The 17,250-nt window shown below is 39.4% G+C and carries 15 protein-coding genes, 1 tRNA gene, 1 pseudogene and 1 riboswitch; of the genes and pseudogenes, 4 read left to right on the top strand and 13 right to left on the bottom strand.

Annotated features, from left to right (window positions below; translation table 11 throughout):
• Positions 1–61: 61 nt before the first annotated feature.
• The 9 genes and pseudogenes from ICI50_RS01310 to trpS all read right to left on the bottom strand — a co-directional run bounded on the left by ICI50_RS01310 (position 62) and on the right by trpS (position 10,949).
• Positions 62–1,459 (bottom strand): annotated as a pseudogene (locus ICI50_RS01310) (ISLre2 family transposase).
• A gap of 139 nt (positions 1,460–1,598) precedes the next feature.
• Positions 1,599–2,483, bottom strand: coding sequence for a 16S rRNA (adenine(1518)-N(6)/adenine(1519)-N(6))-dimethyltransferase RsmA (gene rsmA, locus ICI50_RS01305; protein ID WP_188891801.1), 885 nt, complete (start codon positions 2,481–2,483; stop codon positions 1,599–1,601).
• Positions 2,473–3,039 (bottom strand): ribonuclease M5, encoded by a 567-nt coding sequence (gene rnmV, locus ICI50_RS01300; protein ID WP_013855273.1) that lies wholly within the window; start codon positions 3,037–3,039, stop codon positions 2,473–2,475. The genes rsmA and rnmV overlap by 11 nt, the downstream gene beginning before the upstream one ends.
• Positions 3,026–3,793: a TatD family hydrolase gene (locus ICI50_RS01295; protein ID WP_188891799.1), complete on the bottom strand. Its 768-nt coding sequence runs from the start codon at positions 3,791–3,793 to the stop codon at positions 3,026–3,028. Before ICI50_RS01295 ends, rnmV begins: the two co-directional genes overlap by 14 nt.
• A complete protein-coding gene (gene metG, locus ICI50_RS01290; protein WP_188891797.1) occupies positions 3,793–5,769 on the bottom strand; it encodes a methionine--tRNA ligase in 1,977 nt (658 codons plus the stop codon). Before metG ends, ICI50_RS01295 begins: the two co-directional genes overlap by 1 nt.
• Before the next feature lie 97 nt (positions 5,770–5,866).
• Positions 5,867–8,530 carry a magnesium-translocating P-type ATPase gene (mgtA, locus tag ICI50_RS01285; protein ID WP_013855270.1) on the bottom strand — a complete coding sequence of 888 codons (2,664 nt, stop codon included), beginning with the start codon at positions 8,528–8,530 and terminating at the stop codon, positions 5,867–5,869.
• Between the two features lie 83 nt (positions 8,531–8,613).
• Positions 8,614–8,777, bottom strand: a riboswitch (M-box (ykoK) riboswitch).
• Between the two features lie 51 nt (positions 8,778–8,828).
• Positions 8,829–9,470, bottom strand: a complete 642-nt coding sequence (locus ICI50_RS01280; protein ID WP_013855268.1) for a TPM domain-containing protein — start codon at positions 9,468–9,470, stop codon at positions 8,829–8,831.
• The gene (locus ICI50_RS01275) at positions 9,427–9,906 is read right to left on the bottom strand and encodes a deoxycytidylate deaminase (protein ID WP_013855267.1); all 480 of its coding nucleotides are present in this window, start codon (positions 9,904–9,906) and stop codon (positions 9,427–9,429) included. The genes ICI50_RS01280 and ICI50_RS01275 overlap by 44 nt, the downstream gene beginning before the upstream one ends.
• A 20-nt stretch (positions 9,907–9,926) precedes the next feature.
• Positions 9,927–10,949, bottom strand: coding sequence for a tryptophan--tRNA ligase (trpS, locus tag ICI50_RS01270; RefSeq protein WP_095342279.1), 1,023 nt, complete (start codon positions 10,947–10,949; stop codon positions 9,927–9,929).
• Between the two features lie 118 nt (positions 10,950–11,067).
• Here trpS and ICI50_RS01265 point away from each other — a divergent pair, with 118 nt between their 5' ends.
• Together ICI50_RS01265 and ICI50_RS01260 are read left to right on the top strand one after the other, a co-directional pair.
• Positions 11,068–11,664, top strand: coding sequence for an SOS response-associated peptidase family protein (locus ICI50_RS01265; protein WP_095342280.1), 597 nt, complete (start codon positions 11,068–11,070; stop codon positions 11,662–11,664).
• A 42-nt stretch (positions 11,665–11,706) separates the two neighbouring features.
• Positions 11,707–11,777 (top strand) — tRNA-Gly (locus tag ICI50_RS01260).
• Between the two features lie 60 nt (positions 11,778–11,837).
• Here ICI50_RS01260 and ICI50_RS01255 read toward each other — a convergent pair.
• A complete protein-coding gene (locus ICI50_RS01255; RefSeq protein WP_013855264.1) occupies positions 11,838–12,500 on the bottom strand; it encodes a CPBP family intramembrane glutamic endopeptidase in 663 nt (220 codons plus the stop codon).
• Between the two features lie 78 nt (positions 12,501–12,578).
• A complete protein-coding gene (gene greA, locus ICI50_RS01250; RefSeq protein WP_013855263.1) occupies positions 12,579–13,040 on the bottom strand; it encodes a transcription elongation factor GreA in 462 nt (153 codons plus the stop codon).
• A gap of 221 nt (positions 13,041–13,261) precedes the next feature.
• Between greA and ICI50_RS01245 the strand changes: the two genes are divergently transcribed.
• Together ICI50_RS01245 and ICI50_RS01240 are read left to right on the top strand one after the other, a co-directional pair.
• Positions 13,262–13,687 carry an Hsp20/alpha crystallin family protein gene (locus ICI50_RS01245; RefSeq protein WP_095342281.1) on the top strand — a complete coding sequence of 142 codons (426 nt, stop codon included), beginning with the start codon at positions 13,262–13,264 and terminating at the stop codon, positions 13,685–13,687.
• A gap of 139 nt (positions 13,688–13,826) precedes the next feature.
• The gene (locus ICI50_RS01240) at positions 13,827–15,143 is read left to right on the top strand and encodes a C1 family peptidase (RefSeq protein ID WP_013855261.1); all 1,317 of its coding nucleotides are present in this window, start codon (positions 13,827–13,829) and stop codon (positions 15,141–15,143) included.
• Between the two features lie 81 nt (positions 15,144–15,224).
• Here ICI50_RS01240 and ICI50_RS01235 read toward each other — a convergent pair whose 3' ends face one another.
• Both ICI50_RS01235 and ICI50_RS01230 read right to left on the bottom strand, forming a co-directional pair.
• Positions 15,225–16,166, bottom strand: a complete 942-nt coding sequence (locus ICI50_RS01235; protein WP_013855260.1) for an ABC transporter ATP-binding protein — start codon at positions 16,164–16,166, stop codon at positions 15,225–15,227.
• A 20-nt stretch (positions 16,167–16,186) separates the two neighbouring features.
• Positions 16,187–17,242, bottom strand: a complete 1,056-nt coding sequence (locus ICI50_RS01230; RefSeq protein WP_013855259.1) for an ABC transporter ATP-binding protein — start codon at positions 17,240–17,242, stop codon at positions 16,187–16,189.
• Positions 17,243–17,250: the final 8 nt, after the last annotated feature.

Here is a 17,250-nt window from a genome sequence, read left to right as displayed (position 1 = left end):
TACTTCGTAAGTGTCAATATTTTTGCGGTAGGCTATTATCCATTAGTCTGACCTTAATTTCTTAAATATTTATTTGACTTATTTTTCTGCCGAAATCATCCAAATAGCTATGACCTGCTGTTAAGCTTTCAATGGCGCCGTGATGAATGCCCAGATGAGCTTCATGCGTCTTTCTTAGGCTGGCACGAACTGCACCTTTCAGGTCTTTTTGATCACCAATATCGAGCTGTCCACCTGCAAACTCACTGCTAAGCCAGTATTCCAGCTCTTTGTTTTTAATCAAGTCAGCACACGCAAAATTCCTTCGGCACCATCTTCTGACCAGTATTTTCCTTGCCCTTTGACGCGATAAGTATACTTGCGGTGATTGCTTTCACAGCAACCAATTGCTTTAATTACGGACAAATGACGCATTTTGAATGGCTTAATATCCACCCAGCGACGATGAAGATAGCTGCGCAGGCGCCTTAAATTCTCATGATTTTCTGGCGTATTCAGCTCATCAACCAGATTGCTTTCAATCGTGTCTAAAATCACATCAGTTAAGTGACGGTCATATTTAAACTCAACTGCACTGATCAATTTGCCTGGCATAGCCGGCATAAAGCCTAAACGGTCCTTGATCTTTTTATTCAAGTGAAAGACATCCAAGAAGGGTTCGTGCTGCCGGCAATAGCCAACTATTTCAGCAAAATCTTTCTTGGCATAACCAGCACCGCCATCGGCATTACTGATGATTAAAGTATTGCTTAAGTCATAGGTATTGGCTAAATAAGCTTTAATTTCTGGTAAAGCATCCAAGCGGCTTAAAGAAACAAACTCTTTGGCCTGTACTCTCTTTCTGCGCGTTTTGCTTAAATTAATAATATCCTCGCAGACCTGATAGCGATGAAATTCCAGTCGCTTCTTGGTGCCCTTAATCACAACGCCATCGCCTTCAAGATAAAGCACTGGCACCTTTTTCTTTTGGGTAATACCATCGTATCTTTCCTCAGACTGCTGCTGTACTTTAATCTGTTTGCCTGCTTGCACAATCAGCTTGCCAACTTGACTATGGCTAATCTTGAAACAGGAGAGAGTATTAACAGCTAAAGCAGTATTGCGGTAAGTTGCCACGGCGCTAACCTGCAAAATATCCTTCACTGCCAAAACACTGTAACGCTTATATTTGTCATAGCCCATCAGCTTATCCAGTGGATATTTAGCCTTTTTGCCAGGACAAGCATATCTTATAGCTGATTTCACCCAAGGCAGTCACAACTGAACGCTTATTTTTCTTCTCGATCTGATAGCCTTGCTTTTTAGTTTCTTCAACTAAGCCGGCATCAACTTCTTCTAGTGCTGCTGTCATCAATTCTCTAATCAGATCAAAGAAATAGCACATTAATGCCTTTTCACGGGCAATAACATTATTTTCAGACTTAATAATTTTTACGATATCAGCTATAATAGATTCCATAAAAGACCAGCTTCTAATGTGTTTTTTGTTCTTAACATCAGACTACTGGTCTTTTTGTTTGAGCTCAAGTCCAAATTCAAAGGACTTGAGCTTTTTTAATTAATTATTCAACTTACCGCAAAAAATTATACACTTAGCACTACTTCCTATGTACATTTCTAGCAATTTTAATAAATTGTTTAATTGTTAAATCTTCCGGGCGAATCCGTGGATCAACGCCTAATTCCTTAATTAGGGCCTCTCTTGTCGTATTATCAGGAACTAATGCCTTCAAGTTGTTGTTCAGCGTCTTTCTTCTTTGTGCAAAGCACATCTTAACTACCCAAACGAAATGCTGTCGATTACCAATCACAGGCTTATCTTTAAGCGGAGTTAAGACAACTACGCTAGAGTCTACCTTGGGCCGTGGCATGAATGAATTATGACTTACCTGCAGAGCCAGGTTTACCTTCATTTCTGTTTGAACAGAAATTGTTAATGGACCATATTCTTTATTGCCAGGACTAGCTTCTAATCTTTCCGCAACTTCTTTTTGCATCATTAAGGTCAAACTAGCAAAGTGCAGATCTGACTCGGCTAAAGCAAAAATAATTGGCGTCGTAATGTAGTACGGCAAATTAGCCACTACCTTAATTGGCTTTTTCAGATCAAAGAAGCCTGCCAAATCCTCTTTAAAATTAGCCTTCAAAACATCTTTCAGCAGCAATTTAAAGCGTTGGCTTAACGGTTGATTGTCAATTTTGGGGGGCAATTCATTTTGCAAAATTTCAGGCAAGCTGTCGTCTACCTCATAAGCGAAAACTTTGGCTCCAGCTAAAAGCAATTGCTCAGTTAATGAACCAATTCCTGGGCCGATTTCAATAACTTGATCATTCGGCTGAATATCTGCTGCTTGTACGATACCTAAAATAGCCGCTTGATCAACCAAAAAGTTCTGCCCTAAATTTTTCTTAGCTTTAACGAAGTAACGATTAATAATTGCTTGCATTCTAACAGGGGAACCAATTGGAATATTATTTGCCATCCTTTGCCTCCTTCACTGCCACTCTCAATTCATTAAGCGAAATGCCAAAGGTATGCAAACGGTTATAAAACTGCTTGGAATTACCGTAACCAACACTTAGTTTAATTCCTACTTGTTCACGCAACTTGCGCGAACCACTGCCACCAGCTAGACCCAAATTGCGGTACGCGTCTTCGGTTAAATCACTCTTTTGTGGCTCAACTTCATGCAAATCGCCTAAGGCTCTAGTTAATGCTTCCTTTGAAGCATGTTCTACGCCTAAGCTACCCTTTTTATGAGGCTCGCCTTCTTTGCGCGTGATAAAGGCTTGCTTAGCATTAGGCACAGCGTTCGTCACAATTCTTCTAATACGCTCACCGTTAAAATCCGGATCGGTAAAGACAATAATTTGTCTTGTTTTACTTAGTTTTTTAATCTGTGCCAACACTTTATCTGAAACGGCTGAACCATTAGTTTCAATCGTTTCAATTCCAGGGAAAAACTGCTTTAAACGGATAGTATCGTCTTTTCCCTCGACAACGATTACCGCATCAAAATTCTTTTTATTCAAGCCCATAAACTCTCACTGTATTCTTATATGTAGCATCTGCAACTTCCGCAAGTGGAATATCTCTCAATTTAGCAATAGCTTCAGCCACATATCGCACGTAACCCGTTTCATTTTGCCGACCACGATATGGCTTAGGCGTTAAATATGGCGCATCAGTCTCTACTAGAATTCGATCAAGTGGCGCAGCCTTGGCGCTCTCATGCACTTCAATAGCCTTAGTAAAGGAAACTACGCCCGAATATGAGAAGTAGACATTCAAATTAAGGAACTTATTCAGCCAATCAACACCACCATTAAAACTATGCAAAATAGCGCCATACTCTAGATTACTGTTTTTCAAAATGTCATAGCAATCTGGAAATGCATCTCTGGTATGGATATCAACCGGCATCTTCAAGTCATGTGCCACTTCAATCTGGCGAGCAAATACTTCTCGCTGCACGTCACGCGGAGATTCATCCCAATAATAATCCAGGCCAATCTCACCCATGGCAACGACTTTTGGCATCTTTAATTGCTTAATCAACTCATCTTCAGCCTTTTGATCGTAGTCCTTAGCGACATCAGGACAGTAGCCTACCATTGCGTAAACATTATCGAATTTTTGTGCTAAATCAACTGCCCGCTGATTAAAGTCAGGATCTTGACCAGCACAAATCACTTTGGTCACGCCTAAAGCTTTAGCTCGGACAAGATAATACTGCTCTTTACCGCGAAAAGGTTCATCATTTAAATGAGTATGATTGTCAATAATCTCCATTAACCTAATTCAGCTCCAACTGCATGCTCATCACCGACAATAGCCAACTTGATCTCGCCATTCTTTTCACTAGATAAAAGCATGCCTTCACTCAAGTGTCCTAACATCTTCCGTGGCTTTAAGTTAGTAACAGCCAAAACTTTCTTATCAAGCAATTCGCTAGCATCTGGATAAAACTTGCGGATACCACTTAAAATTTGACGTTCCTTGCCATCGCCAAAGTCCAATTTGAACATGAGCAATTTCTTTGAGCCTTGAACAGGTTCTACTGACAAGATTTGACCCACTTGAATCTTAACCTTATCAAAATCATCAATGGTAATTTCTTTACCCTTCTTTTGCTCGCTTCTAGTAGTCTTCTTTGGTTTAGCCTTAGCCATTTCGTCTTTAATGTATTTAACTTCTTCTTCAGCCTTAAGTCTTGGGAAGATTGGCTTTGGCTTTTCCACTACCTTAACATTCCAGGCAAAGTCACCAAAGGCCAACTTTCTTTGCTCGTGATCACCCCAGTTTAAGCCCAGTTGATAGAACATCTTAGGAGCAGTCTCAGTCATTACCGGCGCAATCATCACGGCAATTAAACGTAAGCTTTCCGCTAAGTTAGACATTACGCGAGAAAGCTCTTCAGTCTTGCCTTCCTTGTTCAATACCCAAGGGGTAGTTTCATCAATGTACTTATTAGCACGACTTACCAATTTCCAAATACTATCTAAAGCGTGTGAAAAGTGCAATGAGTCCATGTACTCTCTGTAATCATTAATGACGCTAGCTGCAGTATTTTGTAAATCTTCGCCAAATTCATCCTGCGCAATAGCAGTAGCAGCAACATGACCATCTTGATATTGGTTGATCATGGAAACAGTACGGTTTAACAAATTGCCCAAGTCGTTAGCCAAATCATAATTGATTCTTTCAATAAAGTCTTCTGGCGTAAAGATTCCATCAGCACCAAAAGGAAGAGCACGCATTAAGTAATAGCGCAGTGGGTCAACCCCGTAGCGGCTCGTCAATGATTCTGGGTAAACAGCGTTGCCTTTAGATTTGGACATCTTGCCATCTTTCATCAATACCCAACCATGGCCGATGATATGCTTAGGAAGTGGCAAACCTAATGCCATCAACATAATTGGCCAATAAATAGTGTGGAAGCGAACGATTTCCTTACCTACCAAGTGAACATCAGCAGGCCAGTACTTCTTGAATAATGAATCATCATCTGAACCATAACCTAAAGCAGTAATATAGTTGGACAAAGCATCAATCCAAACATAAACCACGTGCTTAGGATCGCTTGGCACAGGAATACCCCAGTCAACCGTGGTCCGCGTTACGGAAAGGTCTTCCAAGCCTGGCTTAATAAAGTTGTTGATCATTTCATTTTCACGGGAATGAGGCAAGATAAAGTCAGGATGTTCCTTGTAGTATTCAACCAAACGATCGGCATACTTGCTCATCTTGAAGAAGTAGGATGGTTCCTTAACCAAGCGCACGTCATGACCACTTGGTGCCTTACCACCGATGACGTTTCCATCATCATCCTTGTAAACTTCAGCTAATTGGGATTCAGTGAAGTATTCTTCATCTTCAACTGAGTACCAGCCAGTGTATTCGCCTAAGTAAATATCACCTTGTTTTAAAAGTTTTTCAAAAATCTTTTGGACAGCTACCACATGTTGCTTATCCGTAGTTCTAATGAACTTGTCGTAAGAAATATCCAGACTCTTCCATAATTTCTTATAAGAAGCAGCCATCTTATCTACGAATTCTTGTGGCTTGATGCCTTGTGCTTCGGCCTTTTGCTCAATCTTCAAGCCGTGCTCGTCAGTACCAGTCAAGAAGAAGGTATCATAGCCTTGACTGCGTTTGTAGTGGGCCATGGTGTCAGCTGCAATTGTCGTATAAGCATTACCGATAGTTAATCTACCAGAAGGATAGTAAATTGGGGTTGTAATATAAAAAGTATCTTTATCAGCCATTAATTGTCATACTCCTTTATTCGTCTAAAATATCTATTCTATCTTACCATGAAATCTAAAAAGGAATTGACCCAAATAAAGCCAATTCCTTCTTTAATTAAAATTTTTCTTTTTTCAAATATAACTTTTTCACCACGGTTGTCAGTAAAACATAAATAATTTCCAAAACCACCACAAACAATGAAAAACTTAACGGTAGCTGCATTAATCCTAGATTAGGACCTATATTAGAAGAAGGCAATGCACTGCCAAATAAGGCTAAAGCCAACGTGACCAAAAAAACAAGCGGTGTGGCGCGCTGTTTAAAGAATGGAAATCTCTCATCACGCAAAACATGAATTACCATTGACCGCGTCCACAGCGATTCTACAAAAATTCCTGAATAAAATAATGATACAAAGACCCAATGATGATAATTAGTTCCTACTAGATTAGGGCAAAACCAATAAAACATCCCCGCCATTGCAATAAAGTCAATAATCGCCGGAATTGGGCCAAAGTTCAACACAAATTTAGGCCACTTTTTAATTGACCACTTTTGCGGCTTTTTGACATAGTTCTTTGACACGCTATCAAATGGAATCGCTAAACAACTGATACTATATAACAGATTTAGGATTAATAGCTGCAAAGGCAATAATGGCAAAAATGGCAAAATCAGAGATGACACCACCATTGCAATCATGCTGCCAAAATTAGTTACTAAGAAGGTCTTGATATACTTCATCGTATTGGAAAAGACCTTCCTCCCCATGATGATCATTTCTTCAAGCAGTTGTAAGTCCTTCTGCTCAAAGACAATATCCGCGGACTCCTTAATGATATCTACCGCGTTATTCGACGTGATCATCACATCAGCAACATTCATCGCCAAAGCGTCCTTATTGCCATTGCCCATATAGCCAACGGTATGACCATTTTGCTTCAAGGCATTGATAATCTTAGTCCGCAACTCTGGTGTTAGACGCACGAAAATATCACATTTCTCTACAATTTCGGCCAATTCATTCGGCGTAGCTGCCTCAATTTGTTGACCGTCATACACCGTATCGACATTTAAGCCAACTTGTAAGGCAACTGCACGCGTAACGGCTTCATTGTCACCGGTAAAGATTTTGACATTCACATTATCGTTTTTCAGCTCCTGAAGAGCTTCTTTGGTACTTTCTTTAGGTGGATCCAGGTAAGCCAAATAACCGATGATCGTTAAATCAGTTTCATCTTTAGCAGAAAATTCTCCCACAGGAGCAGGATTAAGCTTATAACCGATTAATAATACGCGCAGACCATCATCATTTAATTCATTAATCTGATTTAAAATTTTCTTGCGCCAAGCTGCAGTTAGATCTTCAGTTTTACCATTTAGTTCAATCTTGCTAGAAATATCAAGCATCCCTTCTGCCGCACCTTTAGTTACCAATAAGTGCTGACCGTGATGCTCATCATTATCGACAACCACGACGCTCATTCTTTTACGAGTATAGTCAAATGGAATCTCATCGATCTTGTTATAGTCACGCTGAATTTCATTGACATCTAATTCATCTCCAGCCGCGTCAATGACCGCCTTATCAATTAAGCCCTTCATGCCCGTTTGATAATACGCATTCAAATATGAGAATTTCAAAATTCGTGGCGTTTCATCCATATCAAGATCATAGTGTCGCTCTAATACAACCTGATTCTGTGTCAATGTTCCTGTCTTATCAATACAAAAGACATCGGTCGAACCTAGATTCTGAATAGCATTCAATTGCTTCACCATGGCACCTTGCTTAGACATTTCAAGCGCACCCTTTTTCAAGTTGCTATTCACGATAATTGGCAAAACTTCCGGCGTTAATCCCACGGCAGCAGCCAAAGCGAAGACGAGACTTTCACCCCAATCTCCTTTAGTAAGACCATTAATAATAAATAATAGTGGCACTAAAATTGCGGTTGCAATAATCAAAATCTTCGCTAACTGCTTCATTTCACGATCGAATAAAGTAGTTTTCACCTTTTTGCGGGAAATTTCTTGTACTTTTTTGCCAAAAACGATGTTGTTGCCTACAGCAAAGATGATGCCACTGCCAGACCCAGAGACGACCGTTGTACCCTCATATAAAATATTGGGATAATTCAGATAATCAGCCAACATTTTCGGCTTCAGGGCTACGTTAGCCATTTTTTCGGCAGGCTCAGGATCACCATCTAGATAACTAGAAGAACAGAAGAGGTCTTTACTCGTCAATAACTTCATATCCGCTGGGATCATATCACCAGCCGACAGGTTAATCACGTCTCCTACTACAACCTCATCGGTAGGCAGTTCCACGTTGTCGCCATCACGACGAATGTTAGTAGTGACTGAAACCATATCAAGCAATTTTTCCGTAACTTTGGCAATTCTAATTTTTTGAACAAAATTAACCACTACTGAAATAATCAATAGGACTGCCATGACAATGACTGTATCTACGTTATCGCCTTGCGGCACTAAGATATAACTGGTAAACAAAGTGGCCAACGTCAAGATAATCAGCACTACTGTAAATGGCGTAGCGATTGATTCCCAGAATAAGCGCCATTTCGACGCGTTAACATTGTTTCTTATCTCGTTTTTGCCATATTCTTTTCTATTTTCTTCAGCCTTATTGGTGGAAAGCCCTTCTGCACTAGCTTGCAACCTCGCTAGCGTCTCACTACGCGATTCACGAGCAATCTGTTGAATTCTACGAATGTCGACATTCAAGCGCTTTTTACTAGCTGCTTTTAACATTCTTTGCCCCTCTCATTCAGATTGACAAGCAAACAAAAAAGCCACCTGCTATTACTGCAGGTGACTCAACGCCAAACAAGGCTTTGTCATACTCATCGTTCAGTTTTAACACTACGTGACGTAAGCACATGCTAGCTATCTGGATCTCGCCTTAAATCGACGACACCTATTTAACCCGTTGGCATCTCTGGATGTTTCTGGGCGATAGCGTGTGTTCACGTAGGAGTCTCACCTAACAGTTTTTTCGCTAACTATATCTATAAAAAGTGTAAGGATTAAGCCACAATAAGTCAAGCCGTTATTTAGGTGAAGATATATTGCGGTGACCAAATTTCTTTAGCACATAGACGATCCCCATGATTAAAAATGCTAGTGCCAAGGCAATAGGTAAGGCTACGCTATGCGGATGCGAAATCTTATTTTGTTCCGCACTAGTTAAATCATATTTGTCCAATGCATATTGATATTGCTGGTCAACCCGGGTAGCACAAGCGCGAAAGACAAAACGCAAGCCTTCATTAAAAGTATTTTTATTATTGCTGCGCAATTTATTAACTTCAGCACGCAAAATATTGGCTCTGGTATCAGCCGTAAAGGCACCATGCAAATCTTTAGTAGAAAAAATTTGCACATTGCGCTTTTTGCCCTTTTGTCCTACTACAATAAAAACACTACGTTTAGAGTGATCTAATGCCTTCGGTGTTAGCTTGTTCAAACGCTTAACCGTGATCACCGTGATCTGTGGCTGCTCTTTAGTTTGAAAGTAACGATTATTCTTTTCGGTAATTAATGTCTTAGTCTCTTTATTTAATAAGTGGAGATTATCTTCAATATTGTCCTGGATAAAACCAGTAGTAGTTAAAAATACTGCTACTAAGCCAACCAGCCAAAGTAGACTAATTTTCGTCTTCTTCAAGTTTATGAGCCAGGCTTTCCACATATTTGCGATCGATCTTAATTTGTTCATATGGTACCCCACAATCATGAAGCAGCTGCATTGCCAGAGGATTGTCACGATAATCAAAATAATAATTGATCTCTTTCACGCCTGCTTGCAATAATGACTTGCAGCAATTATAACAAGGAAAATGCGTGACGTAGATCTCGGTATTTTCTGTAGAAACGCCAAACTTGGCACATTGAATAATTGCATTCATTTCTGAATGAATTGTTCTTACACAGTGACCATCCACCATTTGGTGACCAACATCATCGCAATGCGGCTGCCCGGAAACGGAACCATTATAGCCCGTACCGATAATGCGATTGCCCTTTACTAAGACGCTCCCCACTAAAGCTCGATTACAGGTAGACCGCTGGGCAATCACCAAGGCTTGCATCATAAAATATTGTTTCCAAGGAATTCGATCATGCATGACTTTACCTCAACTCGATCTTATCTATTCTTAAAATAGTTCAAACCAATCGCATCACGAACTTGCTCTAAAGTAGCGTTAGCAACTTGGTTGGCCTTCTTTGAGCCTTCTAAGAGCATTTCATAAACTGCATCTTCATCTTGAGCAAACTTCTCACGGCGTTCACGAATTGGTGCTAGTTCTGCTTCTAAAACCTTATTCAAATAGCGCTTGATCTTTACATCACCTAAGCCGCCCTTTTGGTATTCGGCCTTAAGTTCAGCTACCTTGTCCTTATCTGGATCAAAGACATCGAGATAAGTGAAGACAGTGTTGCCTTCTACCTTGCCTGGATCTTCTACATGAACGTGGTCAGGATCAGTGAACATAGACATAACTTTCTTTTGAACGGTCTTGGCATCGTCTGATAAGTAAATGCAATTGCCTAATGATTTGGACATCTTAGCGTTGCCATCAAGACCTGGCAGACGACCTTGACCCTTAGGTGGGAAGTAGCCCTTAGGTCCTACTAAAACGTCGGTCTTGTAAACTCGATTGAAGGTTCTGACAATTTCACGTGTTTGTTCCAGCATTGGCTCTTGATCATCCCCAACTGGAATAACAGTCGCCTTAAATGCAGTAATATCAGCTGCTTGAGAAACTGGATAGTTCAAAAAGCCAACAGGAATAGAATCCTTGAAATCCTTTTGCTTAATTTCAGTCTTAACGGTTGGATTTCTTTCCAAACGTGCAACCGTTACTAAGTCCATGTAGTAAGCAGTTAATTCAAACAAAGCTGGGATTTGGGATTGAACATAGATCGTTGATTTTTCTGGGTCAAGACCAACGGCCAAATAGTCTAATGCTACTTGAACTAAAGAATTGCGAATCTTTTCAGGATTGCGGGCATTATCGGTTAAAGCCTGCGTATCCGCGATCATGATATAAGGATCGTATTTACCTGAATTTTGTAATTTTACTCGATTCTTTAAGGAGCCAATATAATGTCCAATGTGGAGCTTACCAGTAGGACGATCTCCCGTTAATAAAATTCCTTTTGCCATAAATTTTGCTCTTCTCTATCTAATAAATTCTTATTTTTTCATTATAAAGTCGTTTAATCACTTAATTTTAACAAAAAATAGGCTACTATTAAACTACCAGCAAAGAAAGGATTCCCTTATGTGTAACCAGTTTCGTCTAACTGACCTAAAACAAATTCAAAAATATCTTAAGCAAGATTTAGCCTTGCCATTAGTTGAACCAAAAATTGATGTAGAAGCTAAAGACATCTTCCCCAATCAGACGGCACCTGTTTTGCTTTTTCAAAATAATCAATTGCAATTAATCAATAAAAATTGGGGTTATCCTAGCCCGGTTGATGAGCATAAGCCTTTGTTTAATGCCAGAATTGAGCGTTTTTATGAAGCTAAGCCTTCAATGTGGGACCAGTCTTTTGCTAAACAGCGCTGCATTATCTTGACCAGCGAATTCTTTGAATATGCTAAAAAGACATACCAAGCATCAAACGGCAGAAAGTATCATGAACGCTACGGTTTTAAAACCGAGAATCCCATTACATTGATTGCAGGAATCTATGATCAAAACAATTTTGCCATGGTAACTACTGATCCTAACCAGGACATGCGACCAATCCATAATCGAATGCCCCTGGTCATTGAGCCTAATGAATTACGTCGCTGGCTTTTCCAAAACTTCACTAGCTTAATTGATCGACAAAATATTCACTTAACTGTTCAAAAACAAGCAAAAAAATAATTGGTTTCTTTAGCTAAAGCATGATAAAATAGAATTTGTATTGCGGGTATAGTTAAATGGTAGAACGACAGCTTCCCAAGCTGTAGATGCGGGTTCGATTCACGCTATCCGCTTTTTTTACAAAAATAAAAGGATGAGAATTAATTTTCTCATCCTTTTTGCTTGTCTAATTTTTAAATCATAATTACAGTTAACACACCACTGACAATAGCTAGGTACATTGGCATCCAAATGGTTTGCGTATAAAGATAGCTCCACGCATACAGCATGCCATACACGGCTTCTACTGCTAGCAGCAAGGGCGAACTCTGAAAATTCAACACGCTGAAAATAACCCCTGACACGATTATCCCCAAGATTGCTGCCTTTTTGGTATTAGTGCGAAAAGCATAATTAAACAAAAATCCAGTTGCTAAAAATTCATGCAAGATCGGCAAGATAATTCCTTGAGCCACAATTAGGAACCAAAACATATTGTTTGATTCATTTTTTAAATAAATTAACTCAAAGTCATAATAGCTAATCGCGTGATACGCCTGTAGATATGAGAGTGAAATTCGCGTGGCCGTGATTACTAAAGTAAGCAAGACAACTGTCGACATATTGCCCAGCCAAGGCAATTGAAAATCACGCGAGAAAAAGCGCTGCTCACGATTAAAACGATATATATAAAAAAGTAAAATCATTGCTGTAATTAGGCCGAATAAAATCAAGTCCCATATACGCAGCGGCGACTTCCTGGTGACTAATTTCACTACTGCAAATACCATCACATAGCCGATCAGATAAACTGCATAGCGAATAACATTGCCTTCTCTAGACTGTGGCGTATTCAAAGCCTTCACTCCTAATCTGAATTGTACCCTACAAAACCCATATTATACCAAAAAAGTACAGCTTATTGAATACATAGCCTATTTAACAGCTACAATCGTGACTTGATAGGCACCTGCTGGAGCTTCCACCTGGACCGTAGTACCAGCTTCTTTTTTCATAATGGCTTGACCTAAAGGCGAATCGAAGGAAACTTTTCCTTCAGCCAGATCAGCTTCCATTCGACCAACAATTTTATATTCTTCAGTTTCATCATCGTCATCAAACTTTAGAACAACGGTTTTGCCTAAATTAACCTTGCCATCATCTTCAGTCTCAACGATTTCGGCATATTTCAATTGCTTGCCTAAATAACGCAAACGACTTTGCAAGTGGCCTAAGTCCCGTTTAGCTTCCGTATATTCCGTATTTTCAGATAAATCACCTAAAGCCCGTGCAGCCTGCAGAATCTTAATTCTTCTTGGCCGATCCTTCTTCAAACGCGCAATTTCATCTTTAATTTGTTGATAGCCTTCCGGCGTCATTTTTTGAAAATATACCATAATAATTCACAATCTTCCTTTGATCATTATTATACAAAAGTTATCCATAAGAGTTAACCGTTGATTTAATAATCTTTTTATCTTTATTTAACACTATATGCTTCTGAGTGCTAAATAATTTAATTTTGCTGACAAACGACTACAATAATCAGTGTAAGGAAAAAGAGAACGAGTCCTTACGAGATAAGAAAGCAAATAAAAATGAAAGGAAGTTTTGTTATATGGCAAACGATATTATGAATCGTCGTAATGATATGATGGACGCAATGAACGACTGGTTTGGTTTTCCAAGAAATTTCTTTGATGACAGCGAAATTGAAAACATTATGCAATCTGATGTCGCAGAAAACGACAAGGACTACATGGTCAAGATTGATATGCCTGGCATGGACAAGAATAATATCAATGTTAGCTACAAAGATGGCGTCTTAAATGTTAGCGGCTCTAGAAAATCATTTAAGGACACTAGTGACAAAGATCACAACATTATTCATAAAGAGAGAAGCGAAGGCAGCATCTCAAGAAGCTACAGATTACCAAATGTAGTTGCAACTGACATCCATGCAAAGTATGATAATGGTGTATTGACCATCACTTTACCAAAGCAAACTGCTGGCAATGATGGCAATTCTATCCAAATTGATTAATTTATTAGATTATTGCAAGAAATCTAATAAGTGACGGATAAATTCTCTAAAGCGAGTTCAGTAATTGAACCTGCTTTTATTTTGGCTTAAAATAGAGTTAATTTAAGAAAAAATTAAAAAGAATAAAGGAGATTTTTAAATGGCTCATGAATTAACTGTGCAAGAACTAGAAAAGTTCTCTGCTGATTTTAATAAGAATCCTGAAAACCAAGTCGTTGCTCGTGCCGCTCAACGCAGTGGTGTACTCGAAGCTTCTTATAACGACCGCGTACAAAGCAAATTAACCCGTGTCTTCTCAACTGAATTAGATACCGATAATGTGACCAATCAAAAGCACTCAGGTCGTTGCTGGGAATTCGCAACCTTAAATGTTTTGCGCCACGCTTTTGGCAAAAAGTACAAGGCTAAGAACTTCACCTTCTCACAAGCTTACAACTTCTTCTGGGACAAGATTGAACGGGCCAACATGTTCTACAACAGAATCTTGGCTAGTGCCAATATGCCACTTGACTCACGTCAAGTTAAGACTGATTTGGATTTTGCTGGTACTGACGGTGGTCAATTCCAAATGGCCGCAGCCTTAGTAGAAAAATACGGTGTTGTTCCTTCATACGCAATGCCTGAAACCTTCAACACTAATGATACGACTGGTTTTGCGACTGCTTTGGGCGACAAATTAAAGAAAGATGCCTTAGTATTGCGTGAATTAAAACAATACGGCAAGGAAGACGAAATCAAGAAAACTCGTGAAAAATTCTTGAGCCAAGTTTACCAAATGACCGCCATTGCCGTTGGTGAACCACCTAAGAAGTTTGACCTAGAATATCGTGATGACGATAAGAAGTATCACTTAGACAAGAACCTGACCCCATTAGAATTCTTGCACAAGTACTTAGGCGACGTTGACTTTGACGACTACGTTGTTTTAACCAACGCACCTGATCACGAATATGACAAGCTCTATGGTCTTCCAGCAGAAGACAACATTGCTGGTTCAATCAGAATCAAGCTGTTAAACGTACCAATGGAATACTTATCATCAGCTGCCATTGCTCAATTAAAAGATGGTGAAGCTGTTTGGTTTGGTAACGATGTGCTTCGTCAAATGAACCGGAAGAGCGGCTATCTTGATACTAACCTTTACAAGTTAGATGACTTGTTTGGTGTTGATCTTCAGATGTCTAAGGCTGACAGATTAAGAACCGGTGTTGGTCAAGTTTCTCATGCCATGACTTTAGTTGGTGTTGATGAAGATAACGGTGATGTTCGTCAATGGAAGGTTGAAAACTCATGGGGTGACAAGTCTGGTGCTAAAGGCTTCTACGTCATGAATAATGACTGGTTCAAGGACTATGTTTACGAAGTTGTTGTTCACAAGAAGTACTTGACTAAGAAGCAACAAGAACTTGCGGAAGGTCCAATTACTGACTTGCCTGCTTGGGATTCATTAGCTTAAGCTTAATAATAAAAAGCAAATTAAAAGACTTAATTAGTGTTCAAATCACTGAATTAAGTCTTTTTCTTTATGTTTTAATTTCTACTCGTAACTAGCAGCTACTTCTTCATAATGCTGTACTTCATCTTCACTACAACGAACAAAATGTCCGGGACGGATTTCATGCATGCTACGTTCTTTACCGTCCATTTCTTCTTTTTGAGCATCATATGGAATTCGTGTTCTTGAGCGTTCAATTTCTGGATCAGGGATTGGTACTGCAGAAATTAAACTCTTCGTATAATCATGCAATGGCCGGTCATAAACATCATCGGCCGGACCAACTTCAAGCAACTTACCATAGTGCATAACCCCAATTCGATCAGAAATAAATTTAACCATCGACAAGTCATGCGCGATAAATAAGTAAGTTAAATTACGCTTCTTTTGCAATTCAATCATCAAGTTAACTACTTGTGCCTGAATTGAAACGTCCAAAGCAGAAATTGGCTCATCAGCTACGATAAACTTAGGCTCTACCGCTAACACACGAGCAATTCCGATTCTTTGCCGCTGACCACCTGAGAATTCATGTGGGAAACGACTAGCATGGCTTTTATTCAAACCAACCGTTTCCAGCAGCTCTTCTACTCGCTTACTTCTTTCTTCCTTGTTATTGACTAAATGGTGAATGTCTAACCCTTCAGCGATAATATCTTCAACGGTCATTCTAGGATTAAGTGAAGCATATGGATCCTGAAAAATCATTTGGGCATCCCTAGTAAAAGCAAGTTTATCTGCCCTACTTTTTAAATTTTCTACGTTCTTACCTTCAAAAATAATCTCACCGCTAGTTGGCTTATACAATTGTAAAATTGAACGACCGGTAGTGGTTTTACCTGATCCTGATTCACCTACTAGTCCAAAGGTTTCACCTTCATAGATATCAAAACTGACATCGTCTACAGCCTTGGTAACATTACGGCCATTTTTAAAGTATTGTTTTAGATGTTTTACTTCCAAAATTTTCTTTTGTTCTGGCATAAAAATCTCCTTTGCTGCGACTATTCAGTCTTTATCAATTCATCTAGTTTCATTGAATCATATTTCTTCCAACGTCTTTGAATTTCTGCTGGTGGCTCAACTTTAGGCGCACCTGGGGCAAGCAACCACGTTGCTGCATAATGCGTATTAGTTACTTTGAAGAATGGTGGCTTTTGCTCAACATCAATTTTCATAGCATATTTATTTCTCGGAGCAAAGGGATCTCCCTTAGGCGGATCAAGCAAGTTAGGCGGCGTCCCTGGAATTGATTCCAAAGTATCACTATCAAGAGTAGGCATAGAATTAATCAAGCCCCAAGTATATGGATGTTGCGGATCATAAAAGATTTCATCTACGCTGCCGAATTCCAAAAATTCGCCAGCATACATTACAGCTACTCGGTCTGCCATTCCAGCAACCACACCCAAATCATGCGTAATGAAAATAATTGAGGTCTTAACCCGCTTTTGCAAATCTTTCATTAAGTCCAAAATTTCTGCTTGAACAGTTACGTCTAAAGCGGTAGTTGGCTCATCAGCCAATAAAATTTCTGGCTCACAAATCAAGGCAATTGCGATCACGATTCTTTGTCTCATCCCACCTGAGAACTGGTGAGGATACTCATTGATTCGTTCCTCAGCGTTAGGAATCCCAACTGCCTTCATCATTTCCAAAGCCTTTGCCCAAGCCTTCTTTTTGGAAACACCTTTATGCTTAATTAACGGTTCAGCAATTTGTTGACCAATTTTCATCGTAGGGTCAAGTGAAGTCATTGGATCCTGAAAAATCATTGAGATTTCATTACCCCGAATTTTTTGCATTTCTTTTTCAGGCAAATCTAGCAAATTCTTACCATGAAAATTAATCTCACCACCCTCAATTTGGGCATTTCTAGCTAAAAGCCCAATAATACTACGGGTAGTAACTGATTTCCCTGAACCTGATTCGCCTACAATGGCTAACGTTTCACCTTTATTTAAGTGAAAGGACACATCACGAATTGCCTTAACCTCACCAGCGTAAGTGTGAAAATCAATTTTTAAATTTTTAACATCTAAAACTCTTTCTTCTGGCATTTAGGTTA

The organism is Lactobacillus kefiranofaciens (assembly GCF_014656585.1).
Lineage (GTDB): Bacteria > Bacillota > Bacilli > Lactobacillales > Lactobacillaceae > Lactobacillus > Lactobacillus kefiranofaciens.
This window is presented reverse-complemented; position numbering and strand designations above follow the sequence as displayed.